General features: G+C 65.8%; 18 protein-coding genes. 1 reads left to right on the forward strand and 17 read right to left on the reverse strand.

Features of this window, described 5'->3' with window-relative positions; genetic code table 11:
* Positions 1-2: 2 nt before the first annotated feature.
* From HZF03_RS00635 to HZF03_RS00645, 3 genes are read right to left on the reverse strand one after another with little or no spacing between them, the layout of a single operon-like run.
* On the reverse strand, positions 3-839 hold the full coding sequence (locus HZF03_RS00635; protein WP_011155695.1) for a carbohydrate ABC transporter permease: 837 nt from the start codon (positions 837-839) through the stop codon (positions 3-5).
* The gene (locus HZF03_RS00640) at positions 836-1,783 is read right to left on the reverse strand and encodes a carbohydrate ABC transporter permease (RefSeq protein WP_234832265.1); all 948 of its coding nucleotides are present in this window, start codon (positions 1,781-1,783) and stop codon (positions 836-838) included. Before HZF03_RS00640 ends, HZF03_RS00635 begins: the two co-directional genes overlap by 4 nt.
* Before the next feature lie 7 nt (positions 1,784-1,790).
* Positions 1,791-2,945 (reverse strand): ABC transporter ATP-binding protein, encoded by a 1,155-nt coding sequence (locus HZF03_RS00645; protein WP_119018895.1) that lies wholly within the window; start codon positions 2,943-2,945, stop codon positions 1,791-1,793.
* A gap of 127 nt (positions 2,946-3,072) precedes the next feature.
* On the opposite strand from HZF03_RS00645, the gene HZF03_RS00650 reads away from it, so the two are divergent.
* Positions 3,073-3,951, forward strand: coding sequence for a LysR family transcriptional regulator (locus HZF03_RS00650; protein ID WP_119018896.1), 879 nt, complete (start codon positions 3,073-3,075; stop codon positions 3,949-3,951).
* Positions 3,952-3,956: 5 nt separating this feature from the next.
* On the opposite strand, the gene HZF03_RS00655 is transcribed toward HZF03_RS00650, so the two are convergent.
* The 14 genes from HZF03_RS00655 to HZF03_RS00720 all read right to left on the reverse strand — a co-directional run bounded on the left by HZF03_RS00655 (position 3,957) and on the right by HZF03_RS00720 (position 20,313).
* Positions 3,957-4,652, reverse strand: a complete 696-nt coding sequence (locus tag HZF03_RS00655; RefSeq protein WP_119018897.1) for an ABC transporter ATP-binding protein — start codon at positions 4,650-4,652, stop codon at positions 3,957-3,959.
* Entirely contained in the window at positions 4,649-5,422 is a 774-nt protein-coding gene (locus HZF03_RS00660) for an ABC transporter permease (protein ID WP_119018898.1), read from the reverse strand. The genes HZF03_RS00655 and HZF03_RS00660 overlap by 4 nt, the downstream gene beginning before the upstream one ends.
* A complete protein-coding gene (locus tag HZF03_RS00665) occupies positions 5,412-6,404 on the reverse strand; it encodes an ABC transporter substrate-binding protein (RefSeq protein WP_119018899.1) in 993 nt (330 codons plus the stop codon). The genes HZF03_RS00660 and HZF03_RS00665 overlap by 11 nt, the downstream gene beginning before the upstream one ends.
* Before the next feature lie 15 nt (positions 6,405-6,419).
* Positions 6,420-8,279, reverse strand: a complete 1,860-nt coding sequence (locus tag HZF03_RS00670) for a 2Fe-2S iron-sulfur cluster binding domain-containing protein (RefSeq protein WP_119018900.1) — start codon at positions 8,277-8,279, stop codon at positions 6,420-6,422.
* 4 nt (positions 8,280-8,283) lie between these two features.
* A complete protein-coding gene (locus HZF03_RS00675; RefSeq protein WP_119018901.1) occupies positions 8,284-10,275 on the reverse strand; it encodes an FAD-dependent oxidoreductase in 1,992 nt (663 codons plus the stop codon).
* 169 nt (positions 10,276-10,444) lie between these two features.
* Positions 10,445-12,154 carry a methyl-accepting chemotaxis protein gene (locus HZF03_RS00680; RefSeq protein WP_119018902.1) on the reverse strand — a complete coding sequence of 570 codons (1,710 nt, stop codon included), beginning with the start codon at positions 12,152-12,154 and terminating at the stop codon, positions 10,445-10,447.
* A 4-nt stretch (positions 12,155-12,158) separates the two neighbouring features.
* Complete coding sequence (locus tag HZF03_RS00685; RefSeq protein WP_011155705.1) at positions 12,159-13,250, reverse strand: protein-glutamate methylesterase/protein-glutamine glutaminase; 1,092 nt, start codon at positions 13,248-13,250, stop codon at positions 12,159-12,161.
* 20 nt (positions 13,251-13,270) lie between these two features.
* The gene (locus HZF03_RS00690) at positions 13,271-14,113 is read right to left on the reverse strand and encodes a CheR family methyltransferase (protein WP_119018903.1); all 843 of its coding nucleotides are present in this window, start codon (positions 14,111-14,113) and stop codon (positions 13,271-13,273) included.
* Positions 14,114-14,274: 161 nt separating this feature from the next.
* Entirely contained in the window at positions 14,275-16,476 is a 2,202-nt protein-coding gene (locus HZF03_RS00695; protein ID WP_119018904.1) for a HAMP domain-containing methyl-accepting chemotaxis protein, read from the reverse strand.
* Between the two features lie 66 nt (positions 16,477-16,542).
* Positions 16,543-17,031, reverse strand: a complete 489-nt coding sequence (locus HZF03_RS00700; protein ID WP_011155708.1) for a chemotaxis protein CheW — start codon at positions 17,029-17,031, stop codon at positions 16,543-16,545.
* 60 nt (positions 17,032-17,091) lie between these two features.
* Positions 17,092-17,562: a chemotaxis protein CheW gene (locus tag HZF03_RS00705; protein ID WP_011155709.1), complete on the reverse strand. Its 471-nt coding sequence runs from the start codon at positions 17,560-17,562 to the stop codon at positions 17,092-17,094.
* A complete protein-coding gene (locus HZF03_RS00710; protein WP_119018905.1) occupies positions 17,562-19,628 on the reverse strand; it encodes a chemotaxis protein CheA in 2,067 nt (688 codons plus the stop codon). Before HZF03_RS00710 ends, HZF03_RS00705 begins: the two co-directional genes overlap by 1 nt.
* On the reverse strand, positions 19,625-19,990 hold the full coding sequence (locus HZF03_RS00715) for a response regulator (protein WP_011155711.1): 366 nt from the start codon (positions 19,988-19,990) through the stop codon (positions 19,625-19,627). The genes HZF03_RS00710 and HZF03_RS00715 overlap by 4 nt, the downstream gene beginning before the upstream one ends.
* Positions 19,990-20,313, reverse strand: a complete 324-nt coding sequence (locus HZF03_RS00720) for an STAS domain-containing protein (protein ID WP_011155712.1) — start codon at positions 20,311-20,313, stop codon at positions 19,990-19,992. Before HZF03_RS00720 ends, HZF03_RS00715 begins: the two co-directional genes overlap by 1 nt.
* Positions 20,314-20,514 lie beyond the last annotated feature (201 nt).

The following is a 20,514-nucleotide window of genomic DNA, read 5'->3' on the forward strand; positions in this document are numbered from 1 at the left end:
GATTACTTGAGTCCGGTCAAAGTGATGCCTTCGATGAAGCGGCGCTGCGCCAGCAGGAAGGCAACGACGAGCGGGGTGATGATCACGATCGCGGCCGCCATCAGCGGGCCGTAGCTGGTGCCCGCCTCGGCATTGCGGAAATGCGCGACCGCGAGCGGCGGGGTGTAGTACTGCTGGCTGTTGAGCACGATCAGCGGCCAGAAGTAGTCGTTCCAGTGCGCCACCACCGAGAAGATGCCGAACGCGGTGACCGCAGGGATCGCGGTCGGCAGCATCACCCGCCAAACGATGGCGAACTCCGACATCCCGTCCATCCGAGCGGCGTCGAGCAGATCGTCCGGCACGGTCATGAAGAACTGCCGCATCAGGAAGATGCCGAACACCGAGATGGTGAACGGCAGCACCAGCGCCGCGTAGCTGTCGAGCGCCCCGAGCTGGTGCAGCAGCAGGAACACCGGGATCGCGGTCGCCTGCGGCGGGATCAGAATGCCGAACAGAACCAGCGCGAACAGCGCCTTGCGCCCGACAAACCGCAGCTTGGCGAGCGCATAGGCGGCCGGCAACGCGATCAGCACCTGGCAGGTGAAGATCGCCACCGTGACGATCACGCCGTTGAGCAGGAAGCGGCCTAGATCGGCCTTGCCGAACGCGATGCGCAGATTCTCCCACAGCGCAAAGTGATGCGGGATCAGATGCAGGTCGCTGGAGTAGATCTCTTCCGGCGGCTTGGAGGCCGTCGACAGCATCCAGACGAACGGCGCCAGCATCAGCACGGCGCCAACCATCAGAGCGGCGTGGCGGAAGCTGGAGCTGATCAGGCTGGGTCGTGCGGCGCTCATGCGTAGTGCACCTGTTTGGCGGCGAGCCGCGACTTCACCAGGGTCAGCAGCAGCACCAGGCCGAGGAACACCACGGTCACCGCGGCGGCATAGCCGGAGCGGAAGAACTCGAAGCCCTCCATGTACATGGTGTGGATCAGCACCTCGGTGGACTTCGACGGGCCGCCCTTGGTGAGGACGTGCACAGTGTCGAACACCTGGAACGACCGGATGCCGGTGATCACCACCACGAACAGCGTCACCGGTCCGAGCATCGGCCAGGTCACCAGCCGGAACCGCGACCACGCACTCGCGGCGCCATCGATCTCGGCGGCGTCATAGAGATGCTTGGGGATCGACATCAGCCCGGCCAGGAACAGCACCATGTTGAAGCCGACCGCCTGCCAGATCCCGATCGCGCACAGTGCATACAGCGCGGTGCCACGATCCTGCAGCCAGGGATGCGGCGCGAGGCCGACCATCTTGATCAGCCCATTCACCAGGCCGAACTGCGGATGCAGCATGAACTCCCAGACGATCGCCATCGCGATCAGGGTCGCCATCACCGGCAGAAAGTAGATGGTGCGATAGAAGGCACGGAGATGCGTGCCGCTCTCGATCAGCATCGCCACGCCGAGGCCGAGCGCGACCGACCCCGGCACCACGATCACCGCATAGGTCAGCGTATTGGTGAGCGAGATCCAGAACACCCGGTCGGCGAACAGCTGCTGATAATTGGCAAGGCCGATCCAGGCGAACGACGGCGCGCCGAGCTGATAGTCGGCGAACGACAGCGCGATGACGCCGGCGAGCGGACCGAGCAGCATCAGCAGCATCAGCGTGAACGCCGGCGCGACCAGACCGTAGGCGACGGTGCCGCGGCCGCGACGACGCGGTTTGGCCGACGCGCGCGCGGTGGTGGTGAGCGCATCGAGATCGCGCAGTGAGACGGCAGCGTCAGACATCGCCACCTCAGACATGGGCCACCTCTCGGATGATCTCGATGGGTGCCTCGGTCCGAAGTGCGAGCCGCTTGCCGCCGGCATCGAACAGCCGGATCGCCTCGGGCGCGAAGCCGAACCGCTGGGTGCTGCCGATCGCCGGCAGCCGCAGCGGATCGTCGAGCCGGATCACCACCGGATCGGTCAGCCCGTCACAGCCGAGATGCACGAAGGCTTCGGCGCCCATGTTCTCGACGTGCACGACGACGCCGGACAAATCACCGCCGCCGAGGCTCAGCCGCTCCGGCCGAATCGCGACACGGCAGGGGCCGGCGCCCGCCGTGGCGCGGGCTGCGAGTACACGATCGAGCATCACGATACGGCCGTCGGTCTGAACCGCACCCGGCAGCACGTTGATCTTGGGGCTGCCGATGAATTCGGCGACGCGGATGTCGCGCGGATTGTCGTAGACGTCGCTCGGCGTGCCGACCTGAACCAGTTCGCCGCCGATCATCACGGCGATCCGGCCGGACATCGTCATCGCCTCGGCCTGATCGTGCGTGACGTAGACAAAAGTCGCTTTCAGCCGGCGATGCAGCTGCGCGATCTCGGCGCGCATGTGGACGCGAAGCTTAGCGTCGAGGTTGGACAAGGGCTCGTCGAACAGAAAGCCGACCGGCTCGCGTACCAGCGCGCGGCCGACCGCAACACGCTGGCGCTGCCCACCGGAGAGCTGGCCAGGCTTGCGGGCCAGGAGCGGCGAAATTTCGAGCTGCGACGCGACGCGCTCGACATCGGCGCGAATGCCGCGCTCGACGCGGTAGCGGTTCGGGATCAGCCGGCCGAGCAGCGGCGCCCGCTCCAGCGCCGACAGACGCTTCATCCGCAGCGGCACAGCGATATTGTCGAACACCGACAGATGCGGGTACAGCGCGTAGGATTGAAACACCATCGCGAGATTGCGCGCGCTCGGCCGGACGTGATCGACGGCGACGCCGCCGATCCGCACCTCGCCAGAACTCTGCGGCTCCAGCCCGGCGATCACCCGCAGCAATGTCGACTTGCCGCATCCGCTCGGGCCGACCAGCGACACGAACTCGCCGTCGTGGATCGACAGATCGACGCCCTTGAGGACTTCGGTGTCGCCGAACGATTTGCGGATCGCGCTGAGCTCGATCTTCGCCATCACCTGTCCCCTGGCCTCGTTGCGATGCGGCACAGGGTTAAGGGCAGCGTCTGACAGTCACATAACGGTCAGCAGCTTGGCTTATGACCCTCACCAGGTTTCCTGGTGATGCGGAGCAGCGAGCGGGATGGCTCTGACGTCGGCGCGGGTGCGTGCCGTCAACGCCGTGTTCGATGCCGGCAGCTTTGCAGCCGCGGCGCGGCGGATCGGCGTGACGCAATCGGCGGTGGCGCAATCGGTGCGCGAACTCGAAGGCGAGTTCGGCGTGACACTGTTCGAGCGCCACGGCGCCAATCTGATTCCGACCTCGCTGTGCCGCCAGCTTTATGGTGCCACCAGCCGGATGCAGGCGGTGGAGACCGATGCGCTGTCGATCCTGTCGCAGCGCGAGGAGCTGGCCGGCGGCGAACTCCGCATCGGGCTCGGCAACTCGATGCCCGGCATGGCGCTGATCGCCACCTTCAAGCAGATGTACCCCAAGGTGCAGGTCGCGATCGAAATCGGAAGTTGGTCGGCGATCGTCGCCGCCGTGGTCGATCAGCGCGTCGATATCGGCGTGCTGCCGGACGTGCCGGCCGATCGCCGCTTCCGCCGCGAGATCTGCCTGGAGCAGCGCGTCGTGGCGCTGTGCCATCCGAGCCATCCGCTGAAGAAGAAACAGCAGGTCCCGATCGCCGAGCTGATGCGCTATCCGCTGGTGTTCCGCACCCGCGATTCCTCGACCCAACGCGCCGTCGACCGCGCGTTCCGCACGGCCGGCCTGCGGCCGATTCCGTCAATCGTGGTCAACACCCGCGAAGGGATGCTGGAGGCGGTCGCCAACCATCTCGGCGTCGGTTTCATGTGGGAGCACGGCTCGAGCCGGGTCGACCGCATCGCCAAGGTGCCGATCGCCGAACTCGACGCTGAATCGCCGGAGTGCATCTTCGCGCTGGCGGGCAAGAAGGGCCGGCTGGTCGAACTGTTCTTCCTCGCCAATGGCGCGCATTCGCCGCCGCGCGAGTGAGACGGTCAGTTACCGGTGGCGGCCGCCACGAAAGTCCTCACCACATCGCTGGCCGGATGACGCAGGATCTCGGCAGGCGCACCGACTTGTTCGAGGCGGCCCGCCGACAGGATGGCAAGGCGATCGCATTGCATCGCCTCCGGGCCGTCATGGGTAACGATCAGCATCGTCAGCCCGCTGCGGTCATGAATGTCCCGCACGATCCGCCACAGCTCGGCCCGCACCGGCGCGTCGAGTGCGCTGAACGGCTCGTCGCATAACAGCAGATCCGGCTCGATCACCAACGCCCGCGCCAATGCCACGCGCTGCCGCATCCCGCCGGAGAGCTGACGCGGATATTTGCCGGCATCGTCACCGGAGAGGCCGACAGCAGCGAGCATCGTCCGTGCGCGGTCGCGGCGCTCGCGCTGCCGCAGGCCGAGCGCGATCAACGGAAACGCCACATTGTCCAGCGCGGTGCGCCACGGCAGCAGTGCCGGATCCTGAAACACCATGCCGAGCCGCGCGCTGCGGCGGTGCACGGCGCCGGCGTCCGGCATCAAGAGCCCGGCGGCAAGCGCCAGCAGCGTGCTCTTGCCGCTTCCAGACGGCCCCATCACCGCGGTGATCGAGCCTGCCGCGACGTCGAAGTCGATACCGCGCAGCAGCGGTGCCTGATAGCCGAACTGCACGTCGTGGAATTGCAGCAGCGGCCCGCTCATCGGCCACCGCCTCGCTCGTCGTCGCGCCACAACCACAGCCGGCGCTGCAGCGGCTGCAGCACGCCGGCATCGACCACGATCAGCACGCCCACCACGACCACCACCCAGGCCATGGTCTCGGCGGTGTCGACATGAGCACGCGCGGTCGCCAGGCCATCGCCGATCCCGCCGGCGCCGGCGAGCAGCTCGGCCATCACCGCGACCTTCCAGGACATCGCCAGCGTGGTCACCAGCGCGGGAAACAGATGGCTCAGCAGCTGCGGCCCGTACACCTCGGTGAGCCGCGCCGACAGCGGCACTTGGTACACCTGCGCCATCCGGGCCAGCGTGCCGTCGAGGCTGCGCACGCCCTCCAGCGCCGCGGCGAACAGCATCGGTCCGGTGGCGGCCGCGACCGTCACCACCACCGCCCAGCGGCCGCCGAACCACAGCAGTGCCATCACCACCCAGGCGATCGCCGGCACGCCGAGCAGGATGATGGCGACCGGCTGCAATGCGCGGTGCGCCTCTTCGCGCAGGCCGGCGAGCATCCCGGCACATGATCCGATCAGCACGCCGATGATCCAGCCGAGCCCGGCATTGCCGGCGGTCTCGAGCAGCGCCGGCCCGACCTGCCCGGCGCGGATCATCCGCCACAGCGTCAGGACCGTATCGCCGAGCCCCGGGAGGACCAACGGCCCATACGCACGATGACCCGCCTCCCAGAGCGCCAGCAGCAGCGCGATGCCGACCAGGCTCCAGGCCCACGAGACCCGCGCGCTACCCCGCATAAAACGCCGCGTCCGGCAGCCGGCCGCCGACAATGCCGGGATCGAGCTCCATCAAATTCTTGAAGTACACTTCGATGTCGTCACGCGCCTGCCGCGCCGGAACGACGTCGAGGCGGACATGCGGCAGCGATGCCGCGATCACTTCGGCCGGCAGGCCGAGCGCCGGCGCGGCCAGCTCTGCGGCCTCTGCAGGATGCGCGGCGATCCAGGTGCTCGCCTCGACGCAGGCGACCTGCACCGCAGCGACGAGCCCGGGCTGGGTATCCAGCAGGTCGGCGCTGACCGCGAGCCCGACTTGCGGAATCCGAGGCCCGCGCCCGGTGTGGCGGCCGTACAGCTCCGCGATATCCAACACCCGATACACCGGCTTGCCCTCCCGATCGGCGCGGAGCAGCGCGGTGGAGGCGGCAGGCTCGTGCAGCACGGCGACGTCGCTGCGGCCGGCGAGAAACAGCGGCACCGCCTCGCCGGGCGAGCCGACATATTCGCAGCGAACGTCGCGGTCCGGATCGAGCCCGGCCCAGCGCAGCACCAGCCGAAACAACAGATCGGGCGCTTCATTCTTGTTCGACAACAGAATGCTGCGGCCGGCGAGATCAGCGACCGACCTGATGGCCGGATCGCGCGCCATCACATAGAGCACGCCCCAGGTGACGACATTCAGCATCCGCGTCCCGGCACCGCGATTGAAGAAATTGGCGGCCGCGTAGGTCGAGGTCGCGAACAGCCGGAACTGCCCCGACGCGATCCCGGCGCGCATCTGGTCGGTGCTCCTCCAGAGCTGAAAGCGGATCCCGGGTGCAATCTGCTGCAGCCGCTCCGACGCCACGGCGCGGACGAACAGCGCCGACGGGGTCGCCGGAATTCCCCACAGCGTCAGTGGCTCGGCGGCGAACGTCCGCGTCAGCCCCAGCGCCGGCAGCGCCGCAAGGCCGCGCACCACATCACGCCGAGTGGGGATCAGATGCTGTGGCGGCGACATCTCCTGCGCTCCCCGTCAGTACAGGATCGTGCTCATGGTGAGATCGTCCCAGATCTCCTTGACGGTGTGCTGCAGCTCGCGCTTGCGCGACGCGTAGTGGGTGTGCAGCAGCCGATGCGCGATCTCGGAATTCGGCGCCTGCAGCAGTTCGCGATACAGCGCCTGCACCTGGGGATTGTTGTGCGACTGCCGGACTTTGGCGGCGCGGTCAACATTGTAGATGGTTTCGCGGCGCTTCAGCGCGAGCGGCAGATACGCCTTCTTTGAGCGCAGCGACCCGCCGCCGTCGACGCAGCCGCCCGGACAGGCCATCACCTCGATGAAATCGTAGTTGGCTTCGCCGCTCAGCACCGACTCCACCAGGCGGCGCGTGTCGCCGAGGCCGTGAACCATCGCGACCTTGACCTCGCCGACCGGGCCGCCGAGATCGACACAGGCCTCGCGCAGCCCTTCGAAGCCGCGCAGCTGCGTCAGCTCGATCCGCTCCAGTTCGCGGCCATTGACCAGCGCGTAGATGGTCCGCACCGCCGCTTCCATCACGCCGCCGGTGGTGCCGAAGATGGCGCCGGCGCCGGAATAGGCGCTGAGGAACGGGCGGTCGAACTGCGACGACGGCAGATCCTTCAGATCGATGCCCTCGCGCCGCAGCAGCCGGGCGAATTCGCGCGTGGTCAGCACCAGGTCGGTTTCGGGCTGCCCGTCATGGACCATCTGCGGCCGCACCGCCTCGTCCTTCTTGGCGATGCACGGCATGATCGAAATCACCCGGATGCGCTCCGCCGGAACTCCGAGCTGTCCGGGCAGATAGCTTTTGGCGATGGTCGACAGCACCTGCTGCGGCGACTTGGTCGAAGACAATAGCGGCAATACGTCCGGATAGTGGATCTCGGCGAAGTTGATCCAGGCCGGGCAGCACGACGTGAAGGTCGGGCGCCGGCCCTGCTTCAGCCGCGCCAGCAACTCCGCGCCCTCCTCCATGATCACCACGTCGGCGGCAAAGTTGGTGTCCAGCACGACATCGACGCCGAGCTTGCGGCAGGCGGCAATGATCTGGCCTTCGACATTGGTGCCGGCGGGCAGACCAAATTCTTCGCCGAACGCCACCCGCACTGCGGGCGCGAACTGCACCACGGTGACGACGTCCGGATCGCAGATGTAGTCGAGTGCCCGATCGGTCTCGTCGCGCTCGCCGAGCGCGCCGGTCGGGCACACCAGTACGCATTGGCCGCAGGAGACGCACACCGAATTCGGATAGCCGTCGGCATCGCGCAGCGCCACCATCCGCTCCAGCCCGCTGCCCTCGATCGCCAGCGCGTCGATCTTCTGGTGATAGCGGCAGATCGCGACGCAGCGCTGGCAGCGGACGCAGCGCCGCATGTCGCGCACCATCGACGGCGAGCTGTGGTCGACCGGGCGCGACTCGGTCCGTTCCCGATCGAAGAACCGGTTCTGCTGCAACCCGACGAACTGCGCCAGATCCTGCAGCTCGCAGCTGCCGTGCCGGATGCAGGTGGCGCAATCCTGCAGATGATCGGCCATCAGCAGTTCGACCTGAAGACGCTGCATGTCCCGCGCCTTCTTGGAGCGGGTCTGCACCTCCATGCCGTCGCGCACGGGGGTGTTGCAGGCGGTGACGATCTGCGGGGTGTCCTTGCCGGCCTGCAGGATCTCGACCAGGCAGACCCGGCAGGCACCGGGGGTATGATCGATGTCCTCCAATTCGCACAGCGTCGGGATGTAGACGTCGTAGCGCCGCGCACAGGACAGGATGGTCTCGTTGGCGAAGCCGGCGCAGGCGACGCCGTTGATCGAGAGCGTCATCGTCGCTTCGGCGGGATCGCGGGCAGACAGGCTGGCCTGATCGGGCGTGCACATCGCTTCAAGCCGCTCCTTCCGGGATCGGATGCTTGGTGACGACGGAATAGACGCGATAGCAGCGCATGCAGCGCTGGGTCTCCGCATAGGCGGCGCGCGCGTCGATGGTCTGCTCGACTTCGCCGAACATGTGCTTGCGCAGCTCGGGATCGATTTCGGGATTGTGCACCCGATAGGCGTTGCGCACCGGGGCTGCGACGATCTCGTTGGCCAGCATATGATTTTCGGCGATCAGCTTGCGCATCCGCGACCGCTTGAAGAACCGCACCGAACCGCGTTGAATCCAATCGTCGATGTTGCGCGCTGCCTTCAGTCCTGCAGCCATCGCGTAAACAAGCGTCGACGGACCGGTGACGCAATCGCCGCCGGCAAAAACTCCCGGCCGCGAGGTCGCCAGCACCCGATCGGTCGCGACGCAGCGCCAGCGGTCGAACGCAATGCCGTCGCTCTCGATCAGCGGACCGTCCTCGACCTGCTGACCGATCGCGGCGATCAGCACGTCGCAGCGCATCGATGTCTCGCCGCCCGGGACCGGCTTCACCGACCGCCGCCCACCGGCATCGGGCTCGCTCGCCTGCATCCTGGTCAGCACCACACCGGTGACCTTGCCGTGGTCGGTGACGATCTTGGCCGGCGCGGTGAGCACATGGAATTCGACGCCTTCGGCGCGCGCCGCTTCGATCTCGGCCGGGTCGGCCGGCATGTCGGCGAGCGTGCGGCGATAGACGACGTGGACCTTCTCGGCGCCGAGCCGAATTGCCGAACGCACGCAGTCCATCGCGACGTTGCCGCCACCAACCACCACCACCTCGCCCTTCAATACCAGCGGAGCGATGCCGTCGACGTGGTCATGGACCTTGAGCAGGAAGTCGATGCCGCTGAAGTAGCCGCCATGTGCGGCGTCTTCGCCGTCGACGCCGAGCCGGGCGCCCTGCTGACAGCCAAGGCCCAGGAACACCGCGCGATAGCCGCGCGCAAACAGGTCGTCGACCGAGAAGTCGCGGCCGAGGCGCTGATCGAACAGGAACCGGCCGCCGAGGTCGACGATGATGTCGGTCTCCAGCGCCAGCGTGTCCTTGGGCAGCCGGTAGCTCGGAATGCCGATCTGCGCCATGCCGCCGGCCTGGCCGGCCTTGTCGAAGACGTCGACGTGATAGCCGCGCAACAACAGGTGATAGGCGCAGGAGATGCCGGCCGGGCCGGCGCCGACCACCGCCACCCGCATCCCGTCGGCGAGCGGCTTGCGGATCATGTCGCGGGTGAATTTCAGCGCGTGCGGACCGCTCTGCTGGTCGGCGACGTAGCGCTTCAGCGTCTTGATGCCGACGGCTTCGTCGACGAATTTGCGCCGGCACGCCTGCTCGCAATAGCGCACGCAGACCCGGCCGCAGGTCGCGGCCATCGGGTATTTCTGCAGCAGCACGCCGAGCGAGTTCTCGGGCTTACCATCCCGGATGTAGTCGATGTAGCGCGGCACGTTGACCTTGGAGGGGCAGGCCTCGATACACGGCGCTGTCACATAGGCCATGCCGTGCTGAGCCGGGATTGGCCGGTGCTGCGCCAGCTCCTGTTCGATCCGTTCGCGAAAGTCCCGCAGCGCCGCCAGCAGCGCGACCGCGCAGGTCTGCCCCAGCCCGCACAGCGAGGTCTGCCGGATCTGCTCGCCGAGCATCACGATGTCGTCGAGCGTCAGCGCGGCGTCCAGACCGCGGCGCATCTGATCGAGCGCATCGCGGACCAGCACGGTGCCGATCCGGCAGGGCGTACAGGCACCGCAGGACTGTTCGGCCGCGGCCTTCAGGTAGTGGAATAGCGCATCGACCAGCGAAACCGTGGGGTCGAACACGAAGAACCCGCGATCGGCGATGAAAGCGCGGATTGCGTTGCCCTCGTCGAACTCGTCGAAGTTTGCCAGCGCGTAGTTCGCCGCCCGAGCCTCGGCCGCCCGTGAATCATAGGCAACGCCGTCCCAGACCCCGTACACCACCTGCGTCATCTAAACCCCGCCCCAGGGTACTGCCCGCATCGATCAGCCGATCAAAGCTGATTTGCGCTGAACCCATGATGACACAGATCAGAAATAACCGGCCCGGCCGACGCAGGCGGGACGTAGCGTTATATGAGCAAGGTGGGGCTGTGGCGGTGGGCCGAAGACACGCTAAGCGCTAAAACAACTCGAAATCGCAATCATTCGCGGCGGGTGCCGCCTGCTTGGCGGTGATTCCGAACGGCAGCAGGAACTGGCGATGGACGTCGCGTTCGCGCTCCATCGTGTAGCGGGCGTAGAGTTCATCGAGCACGGCTTCGTCCTGATCACCGAACGAAGCGCGGCCCAGATCACCGACGGCGTCCTCAAGGCACTTTGCTACCGCCGGCAGCGTCGAGGCGCTGGAGCCGAGCGACGTCATCTGTTCGCGGGCGCCATTCATCACCGCGTCGAACTTGGCGCCTTCCTCGATCAAACGGCCAATCAGTCCGCCGAGGCGGTCGTTGCCGGCCTCGACGTCGTGCAGGGTTTGGAGAATGGCATTCTCCATGCTGGTCAGTTTGGTCTGGTCGCTGCTCACGCGCGACTTCCGAAGGTCGTCGCCGACCTTGGCGATCTCGCTCAACAGCGGCCTGAGCCGGACCGCGGCCCCGGTCATCTGGTCGGCGGTCAGCTTCATTTCGTGCGCGATCACCACGAAGGCGCGGCCTTTGGCGCCGAGATGGCCGGCGCGGAGACCGGCATTCATACCGATCAGCGAAATGTCGACCACCGAGTCGGACAAGTTGGCGATCGCGTCGCGAAACTTCTCAAGCGTATTTTCGACCACGCTGAGGGCCTCGTCGATCGAGCGCCCGCCGTCTTCGCACATCGCGATCAGGCTGGAGGCCTGGGCAAGGGTCTGCCGGACCCGCGACAGGAACGAGGCCGAACCACCCTCCCGGCCGCCGTGCAGCGACCGGCCCTTTTCGACCAGCGTTGCCACTTCGGTGAGAATCGTCGACAGCGCCCGGACGATGTCGCCGATCCCAGCGTCGAATTCCTGTTGGGTGTCGTGGAGCTGCACCGCTTCGAGATTGACCAGCAGCCGGGGCAGCGGCTGAACCTCGGTCATGTCCGGCACCAACGTCGGCTCGGGATCGGCGGCGCGGCGCAGCCCTTCGCAGACGTGCTCCAGGCGCTGGCGCGTACTATCGCCAGCCTGCAACGAGATGATCGAGCGTCCGACTACATCGCTGATAGTGCGGGCGCTGCTGCCCGCGAGCTCGGCGACGCCGACGCTGTCGTTGCGCTGGCGGCCGAGATCGGCAAACGCCGACATCAACTCGCCACCGGAGGCGCCGAGCTGCGGCCGGTAGCGCCGCTCGAATTCGCTTTGCCGGCCCCAGGTGGTTTCCACCGCCGCCGCCAGCAACTGCTGATCCTTGACGCAGGCCTCGATTGAGGACTGCACGGCCCTGCCGAGATCGTACGCCTCGCGGGTGAAGGCGATGAAGCCTTCGCGATCGCCTTCGAGCGAGGCCGATTCGATCTTGGCGCTGCGGGCGATGGTGGTGATCATCTCGACATGCTTGAGCAGCTGCTTCAGCAGCGCCCCCGCCTCGGCGACATTGCGGCGAAGCTGGTCGAGCAGCGCGCTTTCGGCCGGCAGCGTGTCGGCGAGGCTCTTCAGGCGCCCCGCGATGTCGCGTAGCGCGCCCGAGGCGCCTTCGATCTGCGCCGAGGACAGTTCGCGGGCCAGGTCTGCGAGTGCCTCGTTGAGGCCCTGAAAGATGCCATGGCCTTCGCCGAGCTGGCCGCCAACCTGAGCGAAGGTGGTCTCGATCCGGGACGCAACCAGTTCAATCGACGCAACGGCGTCGGCAATCGGATGTTTCAATGAGGACACGACGTCAATCCGCTGAGGCCGGCTGCTTGGCTTGTTGCCAGGCCATGATCTCGCGCGGGATCTGGTTCAGCGACACCACCTTCTCGACGGCGCCGCAGGCGATCGCTTCCTTCGGCATGCCGAATACGACGCAGCTCTCCTCGTCCTGCGCGCAGGTGTAGGCGCCGAGCTTGCGCATCTCGAGCAGGCCGCGGGCGCCGTCATCACCCATGCCGGTCATGATGATACCGAGCGCGTTGGCGCCGGCATATTGGGCGGCCGATCGAAACAGCACGTCGGCCGAGGGACGGTGCCGCGACACCGGCGGGCCGTCCTTAATGGCGATCTGATAGCGCAAGCCGCTGCGGACCAGCAGCATGTGCCGGGCGCCGGGCGCGATATAGGCCCAGCCCGGCAGCACCGGATCGCCGTCCTCGGCTTCCTTGACGTTGATCTGGCAGCCGGCGTTGAGCCGCTTGGCGAATGCCGCGGTGAAGCCCTGCGGCATGTGCTGCACGATCAGGATACCGGGGCAGTTCGGCGGTAGCACTTCGAGCACATCGTAAAGCGCTTCGGTACCGCCGGTCGACACCCCGATGCACACGATCCGCTCGGTGGTCGGGCGCGACCGCCCGGCGACCGGAGGCGGGATGATCGCATCGGCCGTCAACTTCTGTTCAATCACCTTGCGGGCAGCGCGGGGGCGGACACGAGCGCGGGCTGCCGACTTGATGGCTTCGCGCAGGCGGCCGGAGCTCTCCATCAGCGCCTGGCGGGTGTCGACCCGCGGCTTGGGCACGATATCGACGGCGCCCGCCTCGAGCGCCTCGAACATCAGGTCGGAACCTTCGGGCGTCAGTGACGAGCAGATCACCACCGGGATCGGATGCTGCGCCATGATCTTGCGGAGGAACGTGATGCCGTCCATCCGCGGCATCTCGATATCGAGCAGGATGACGTCGGGAAGTTCGTTCTGCAGCCGCTTCGCCGCCACGAACGGATCGGACGCGGTTCCGATCACTTCGATCTCGGGGTCTTCGGCCAGAATGGTGCCCAGGACCTGTCGCACCGAGGCGGAGTCGTCGACGATCAGGACCCGAATCTTCTGCTTCGCCATCTGATGCGCTCCAATCATCCCTACAGTTTAAAGACGGTTGGTTGAACCTGCCTTAACTTCGGCAGGGCGCTGTGAATCATCGACTCGGAATGGCCGACAAGCAGGTAACCGCCCGGGCGTAGATGCGAGCACAACTGCTCGACCACTTTGCGCTGGGTTTCACGATCGAAATAGATCAGCACGTTGCGGCAGAAGATGACGTCGACGTCGCGGTCCACCGGATAGGACGAATCCATCAGGTTCATCCGCGTAAAATTGGTCAGACGCCGCAGCTCCGGCACCACCCGCACCTCTTCCCGGCTGCGGTCGCGCGAGGTCAGGAAGTAACGCTCGACGAATTGCGGCGGCACCGGCGCGGTGACCTCGCGATTGTAGATCGCCGCGGTGGCGACGCGCAGCACGGCGGTCGAAATATCGGTGCCGAGGATCCGGAACTGAAACCGCGAACCGGCCCGCACCATATCGTCGAGCACCATCGCAGTGGTGTAGGCCTCCATGCCGGTCGAACAGGCCGCACTCCAGACCTTCAGATCGTTGGACTTGCGGTTCGGAAGCTTCAACAACTCCGGAACCGCGACCGTCTTCAGAAAGTCGAAATGCTGCGGTTCGCGGAAGAAGTCGGTCTTGTTGGTGGTGACGACATCGATCAGATGCGTCAGCTCATCGTCCAGCACCGCCTTGTCGAACAAATTGTCGACATACTCGCTGACGCCCGAATAGTTCAGTGCGCGCACGCGCTTGTGCAGCCGTCCCTCGAGCATCAGACGCTTGGCGTTCGGCATCTTGATGCCGACCTGGTCTTCGATCAGTTCGGCAAGGGAACGGAATTGCCTGTCGGATAATTGGCGTTTGGCGTGGACCATCGAGCTACTCGTCAATCCGGTCCAGCGACCGTTCGTCTGGTACTCGACGCCGGCCCCGTCGATCGTGCGACGGCCTGCCGGCGTTTCGAAAGTGAACGCCCGATCAGGGGCGTTCACCGGTGTTGCGTTTGGGATGGCGGGACCTTAGTCCCGCCGATCCGTCAGCGCTGGAAGTCAGCGTCGCGATCGTCTTCGCCGTCACCGAGCGCGAAGGCGAAGCCACCGCCGCCCCCCGCGGCCTTCAGCTGGCGCTGCGGCTTGGCGGCCTGCGGCTTCTTGGTGCCACGGTCGACCGAAGCCATGTGGGCGGCCTTGGCACGGAGCTGGTTGACGGCCTTGTCGATCGGCGCGCCGTGCGCCTTCGACTTGTCCTGGTCGATGCGGAAGAACGCGATGGTCGACTGCAGCTGCTCGGCCTGCGAAGCGAGTTCTTCCGAGGTCGAAGAGACCTGCTCGGAGGCGCTGGCATTCTGCTGGCCGACCTTGTCGAGCTGCTGGATCGCCTGGTTGATCTGCGACGAACCGACGTCCTGTTCGCGGCAGGCCGAGGAGATCTCCTGCACCAGCTCCGAGGTCTTCTTGATGTCCGGCACCAGCTTGGCGAGCATCTCGCCGGCTTCCTGCGCGACCTTCACGGTCTCGCCGGACAGTTCGCCGATTTCGGTCGCCGACGCTTGGCTGCGTTCGGCGAGCTTGCGGACTTCCGAAGCGACCACCGCGAAGCCCTTGCCGTGTTCGCCGGCGCGGGCGGCTTCGACCGCGGCGTTGAGCGCCAGAAGGTCGGTCTGACGAGCGATCTCCTGCACGATGGTGATCTTCTCGGCGATCGTCTGCATCGCCTGAACCGCACGACCCACGGCGGTGCCGCTGGCTTCGGCATCCTTGGCGGACTGCGCGGCGATCTTTTCGGTCTGGCTGGCGTTCTCGGCATTCTGCTTGATGTTCGCCGCCATCTCTTCCATCGACGACGAAGCTTCTTCGGCCGACGATGCCTGCTCGGTGGCGCCCTGCGACAGCTGCTCGGCGCTGGCCGACAGTTCCTGGCTGCCCGCGGAGACGTTCTGAGCCGCAGTGAGCGCTTCCGACACGATCTGGCGCAGCTTCTCGACCATCTGCTCCAGCGCGATGCCCAGGGTGTCCTTCTCCGACAGCCGCTTGGCCTCGATCGTGAGGTTGCCGCGGGCGATCTCGTCGGCGACGCCGGCGGTCGCATTGAGGTTGGCGGTCATCGCGTTCAGCGACTTCACCAGATCGCCGACTTCGTCATCGCTCGTGGAATTGATCTTGTGGCTGAGATCGCCGATCGCAACCGCATTGGCGAGCTCCACCGCCTGCGCCAGGCCCCGGCTGATGTTGATGGCGATCCAGAGCGCGGAAGCGACAGCCGCCAGCAGAGACGCGATCACGATGCTGATCAGCAGCAGCTTGGCGTTGGCAGCGTCGGACGCCGCCTGCTCGCTCATCTCGGCCATCGCCTTCTTGACGTAGTTGACGTAGTCGGTCGCAGCCTGGATCGCGACCATCGAGGTCGCCCGGCCTTCGGTCCCGGCCAGCGCCGCGGCGCGAATGTTGCCGCCTTCCTTGACGATGTCGGAGACGCGGCCGGCGATCTTGGCGAAGCGTTCGGACTGGCTGGTGATGGCCGACGACGACAGGCCGACGGCAGACAGCGCCGCGACGCTCTGCTGCGAGCTCGACCGCAGACGCTCGGTGGCGTCGCCAAGCGCCTTGATGGTGGAGGAGAGGTCTTCGAGGTTCGACGCATAGAACGACAGCGCCAGATCCTTCTGGACCGCCTCACCATCCGCGCGAATCGACAGGATCGAGATCAGCGCGTTCGCACGCTCGGCCGACACCGGCAGCTTGCGCGCTTCCGCGAGCGAGCTGTCGACCGCCTCGCTCCAATCCTTGACGACCGGCGCACCTTCACTGGTCCAGAGCTGGGCGCCGCGATTGTTGGAATTGAGCGTACCGAACTTGATGATCTGGTCTTCGGTCGCGTTCATCTTGTCGTACGCGGTCGAAAACTTCTCGATCATCCGCTTGCCGGCCTCGGTGGCAACTGCAGCGATCTCGTCGCGGATACGAAGAGCATCCTTGCGATACTGCTTCACCTCGTCGGCGACCTTCTGCAGTTCCGCTTCGGTCGACGCGATGATGATGTCGCGCTGGGCGCGGGTCTGGTACAGAATGTTGTTCTGCAGTTCGCCGGCCTTGTCGATCCGCTGCGAGCGCGACACCAGGCCTTCCGAGGTCTCAGCCAGTTGCGTCAGCTTGACGTAGGCGATTCCGCCGGTGATGGCGGACAGCAGGATCACGACACCAAAGGCGCCGGCCAGCTTTGCTTTAACAGTTAGTCTCATTTCGAGATTCCTTAGGGTCGAAGGTTTGGGTCAAACTCACGCAACAACAGATCGCGACCTGGCGGCTCAAGCCGCCAGGTCGTTCGATGGGGTCTCGGCGGCACCGGCCGACACGTCGGTGCCGGCCATGAGGCGCGCCAGATCGAAGATGATGACGAAGCGATCGCCCTTGCGACCGATGCCGGCGATGTAGTCCGACTTCCACTTGCCGCCGACGTCGGGGACCTGCTCCAGCGAGCTCTCCTCGATGTCGGTGACTTCGTAGACACAGTCGGCGACGAAGCCGACGCCGACGACGCGGCCGGCGACCGGCACGTCGAGAATGATGATGCGGGTCGCCTCGGTCGGCGGCACAGCCGGCAGATCGAGCTTCAGCCGAAGATCGAGGATCGGATAACCGGTGCCGCGCACGTCGATCATGCCGAGCATGAACTCCGGCGCGTGCGGCAGCCGGGAGATCGGCCGCATATCGAGGATTTCGCGAACGTTGCGGATCGCCATGCCGAACGTTTCTCCGGCGAGTCCGAGCGTCAGATATTGCGCGGTTTCGGCCATGTCTTCCTCACTTCAACACTGGTTGGCGGCATTCACTGCCGGATGTCTGACCGAGGACGCTCAATTCAGGATCCGTTCCATGTTCGGCACGACGACGAATTCGTCGCGCCACTTGGTGATGAAGCGGATGTATTCCGGCTTCCAATGCATGCCGACGCGCGGGGTCTGCTGCACGTCGGTGCGCGAAATCTCGGTGACTTCGTAGACGCGGTCGGCACTGACGCCGACCAGCACCGCCTCGTTGTCGAGGCGGACTTCAAGCACCACGATGCGGCTGTCGGCCGTGTGGGTTTGCACCGGCATGCCGAAGCGGATGCGTAGGTCGGCGAACGGAATGACGTTGCCGCGGACGTTGATCACCCCCGGCACGAACGCCTTTGCGCCGGCGACCTTGGTGGCCGGGATCGGATCGATGATCTCGCGGACGAGGCCGGCGTCGATCGCGAACTTCTCGTCGCCGAGTCCGATCATCACCACCTGCATCGCGTCGGCATCGCCGTCGGTTGCGCCCTGAACCCGATCGCTACTCATCAGGCTGCCTCGCTCATCTGCTTTTCGGATTGCGCCTGGGCGAGACCGACGAGCTGCACGACGTCGAGGATCAGCGCTGCCGTTCCGTCACCCAGGATGGTGGCACCGGAGAACATCGTGACGTCGGAGTGCAGCTTCGACAGTGATTTGATGACAGTCTGGTGGTTGCCGATGATCTGATCGGCCACCAGACCGACGCGGGTCTCGCCGGTCGAAATGATGATCGTCTTCTGGTGCTGGTCCGGTTCGCCGTCCGCGTCGAAGATTTGGCGGAGGCGCAGGAACGGCACGAGGTTGCCGCGGACGTTGAGGAAGTTGCGGCTGCGCGAACGCTCGTCCTCGGCGGTGAGTTCGACGCACTCTTCCACCGCTGACAGCGGAATGATGTAGCGGCCGCTGCCGACGCGGATCAGCAGACCTTCGATGATCGCGAGCGTCAGCGGCAGGCGCAGCGTGACGGTGGTGCCGTCACCCGGCACCGTCGACAGGTCGATCGACCCGCGCATGTTCTCGATGGTGCGCTTGACCACGTCCATGCCGACGCCGCGCCCCGACAGCGCCGAAACGGTCTGCGCCGTCGAGAAGCCGGGGTGGAAGAGGAACTGATGGACTTCCTGGTCGGAGGCGGTAGCCCCCGGCGCGATCAATCCCTGCTCTTCCGCCTTGGCGCGGATGCGCGCGGTGTTCAGCCCGCCGCCATTGTCCTTCACGGTCACGAGGACCTGGGCGCCGGCATGCACGGCGGCGAGTTCGATCCGGCCCTGCTCCGGCTTGCCGGCGGCGACCCGCGCGGCCGGCGCTTCGATACCGTGGTCGATCGCGTTGCGGATCAGATGGACGAGCGGATCAGCCAGGCACTCGATCATCGTCTTGTCGAGTTCGGTGTCCTCACCCGAGGTGATGAATTCCACCGGCTTGCCGAGATCGCGCGACAGATCGTGCACCAAGCGGCGGAAGCGGCCGAACAGCGAGCCGATCGGGACCATGCGGGCACCCATCGTGGTGTCGCGCAGGCTGGAGGCGAGGCGTTCGATCTCTTCGGCGATCAGCTTGATCGAGATATCGTTGCCGGAAGCTGCGAGTTGGGTCAGGCGCGCTTGAGCGATCACCAGCTCGCCAACCCGATCCATCAGCTCGTCGAGCCGTTCGGCCTGAACCCGGACGGTGGCGATGCCGCGATCGTCGGCGCGGCGCGGCTCGCCGCTGCGGCGCTCCACGGTCGGCGCGGCTGGCGCTGCGGTCGCGGCCTGCGGCGCGGGCTTGGTCTCCTCCGCAGCCTGAGGTGGCTCCGGCGGCAGAATGGAAACGTCGGGCAGTTCGAGCACCGGCACCGGCTGCGGGGTTTCGCCTTCGAACAGCGGCTCCAGCGACAGCTGCATCTCGTCCTGGACGAACATGAAGACGTCGTCGATCGCGGCCTTGTCGCAATCCGAATGCAGCGAGACGTCCCACTTCAGATAACAATCCTCGGGCACCAGCTCGTCGAGGAACGGAATGCCATCGGTCAGCGGCATCGCGAAGCAGGAGCCGAGCTTGCTGAGGTCGTCGAGCAGGTCGAGCGGGTTGGACCCGTTGCGCAGGATCTGGGAGTCGAATTCGAAGCGAAGATGCCAGCCGACCTGGCGACGCTCAGACACCGGCGCAGGTGCAGGCTCCTGCGCGGGCGACGATACGGGGGCTTCGACGGCTTCGGTCGGCGAAACGAATCGGCTGAGATCGGCCAGGATTGCTTCGCCGATGATTGCATCGGCCTCGTCCGGCGTTTCGATCAGCGCGCGGATGAAATCCTTGGCGGCCAGCGCGACCGAGACCAGGTCCTGAGTCGGCTTGATCTCGCCCTTGCGGACGCGCTCGAACGCGGTCTCGAATTCGTGGGTGAAGGTGGCGACCTTGTCGAACCCGAACATCGCGCCCGACCCCTTGATGGTGTGCAGGGCGCGAAACGCGGAGTCGACCAGTTCACGGTCGTCGGGATTCTGGCCGAGATCGAGCAGCGCCGCTTCCAGCACCTCGAACAGCTCGGCCGCCTCTTGGCGGAAGACGGCTGCCGGATCGATCGTGGTCATGACCGCACCAGCTTGCTCACAACGGAGAGCAGTTGCTCCGGCTTGAACGGCTTGGTGATCCAGCCGGTGGCACCGCAGCTCTTGGCCTCCTGCTTGACCGCGTCATTGGACTCGGTGGTGAGAAACACGATCGGCAGGCCGACCAGGTTGGGCTGCTTGCGGAGCGCCTTGATCAGTTCGAGACCGTTCATCACCGGCATGTTGAGGTCGGTGATGACGAGGTCGACCTTGGTGGCCTGCGCCTTCGACAGGCCCTGGGCGCCGTCGCCGGCTTCGACGACGCTGTGGCCGGCCGGCTCGAGCGTCACCTTGATCATCTGGCGGATGCTGGGGGAATCGTCGACGGTGAGGATCGTGGCCATTACGAGCCACCTTTCTTTTGCGGGAAATGCTTGTCGATTATTTCGTCGCCGGTGAAGCCGGCGCGCTGAATGGTGTTGAGAAGGACCTCGGAGAGTTCTGTCAGCACCACCGGGCGGCCCTGAGCCTCTCCGGTCTTGGCGGTCGACAGCAGAAGCTGGATCGAGGTGAGATCGGCCCTGTTCACTTTTGAACAGTCGATCTCCAGCGGACCTTGGCGGCCGAGCGCTTCCTGGATCGTCTCGTGGATACTTCGGATGGAAGAGATACTACAGTCGGAAGGAAGCCGAAGCGCGGCTCCCGCTTCGGTGGGATCAAACGTCATTGCTATCCCCAGCCGCGAGACGACTAACCGTCGCTGCGCGATTACTTTGTCGATACAGGGAAGCGTGACGCTGAATTATTAAGATAGTGTACTACGCCTCGCTAAACTGCATCTGTGCAAAGCACTTAGTGCCGGACGCATAGCTCGGGCCCGCCGATACGGTGAACTACGGGGCAATTCCCGATTTTTAGATTAGATCAA

The sequence above is a fragment of the Rhodopseudomonas palustris genome, assembly GCF_013415845.1.
Classification (GTDB): domain Bacteria; phylum Pseudomonadota; class Alphaproteobacteria; order Rhizobiales; family Xanthobacteraceae; genus Rhodopseudomonas; species Rhodopseudomonas palustris_F.

Coding starts and splice junctions, on each gene's coding strand:
- HZF03_RS00635 (WP_011155695.1), bottom strand. CDS start 839: ATGAGCGCCGCACGACCCAGCCTGATCAGCTCCAGCTTCCGCCACGCC.
- HZF03_RS00640 (WP_234832265.1), bottom strand. CDS start 1,783: ATGTCTGACGCTGCCGTCTCACTGCGCGATCTCGATGCGCTCACCACC.
- HZF03_RS00645 (WP_119018895.1), bottom strand. CDS start 2,945: ATGGCGAAGATCGAGCTCAGCGCGATCCGCAAATCGTTCGGCGACACC.
- HZF03_RS00650 (WP_119018896.1), top strand. CDS start 3,073: ATGGCTCTGACGTCGGCGCGGGTGCGTGCCGTCAACGCCGTGTTCGAT.
- HZF03_RS00655 (WP_119018897.1), bottom strand. CDS start 4,652: ATGAGCGGGCCGCTGCTGCAATTCCACGACGTGCAGTTCGGCTATCAG.
- HZF03_RS00660 (WP_119018898.1), bottom strand. CDS start 5,422: ATGCGGGGTAGCGCGCGGGTCTCGTGGGCCTGGAGCCTGGTCGGCATC.
- HZF03_RS00665 (WP_119018899.1), bottom strand. CDS start 6,404: ATGTCGCCGCCACAGCATCTGATCCCCACTCGGCGTGATGTGGTGCGC.
- HZF03_RS00670 (WP_119018900.1), bottom strand. CDS start 8,279: ATGTGCACGCCCGATCAGGCCAGCCTGTCTGCCCGCGATCCCGCCGAA.
- HZF03_RS00675 (WP_119018901.1), bottom strand. CDS start 10,275: ATGACGCAGGTGGTGTACGGGGTCTGGGACGGCGTTGCCTATGATTCA.
- HZF03_RS00685 (WP_011155705.1), bottom strand. CDS start 13,250: ATGGCGAAGCAGAAGATTCGGGTCCTGATCGTCGACGACTCCGCCTCG.
- HZF03_RS00690 (WP_119018903.1), bottom strand. CDS start 14,113: ATGGTCCACGCCAAACGCCAATTATCCGACAGGCAATTCCGTTCCCTT.
- HZF03_RS00695 (WP_119018904.1), bottom strand. CDS start 16,476: ATGAGACTAACTGTTAAAGCAAAGCTGGCCGGCGCCTTTGGTGTCGTG.
- HZF03_RS00700 (WP_011155708.1), bottom strand. CDS start 17,031: ATGGCCGAAACCGCGCAATATCTGACGCTCGGACTCGCCGGAGAAACG.
- HZF03_RS00705 (WP_011155709.1), bottom strand. CDS start 17,562: ATGAGTAGCGATCGGGTTCAGGGCGCAACCGACGGCGATGCCGACGCG.
- HZF03_RS00710 (WP_119018905.1), bottom strand. CDS start 19,628: ATGACCACGATCGATCCGGCAGCCGTCTTCCGCCAAGAGGCGGCCGAG.
- HZF03_RS00715 (WP_011155711.1), bottom strand. CDS start 19,990: ATGGCCACGATCCTCACCGTCGACGATTCCCCCAGCATCCGCCAGATG.
- HZF03_RS00720 (WP_011155712.1), bottom strand. CDS start 20,313: ATGACGTTTGATCCCACCGAAGCGGGAGCCGCGCTTCGGCTTCCTTCC.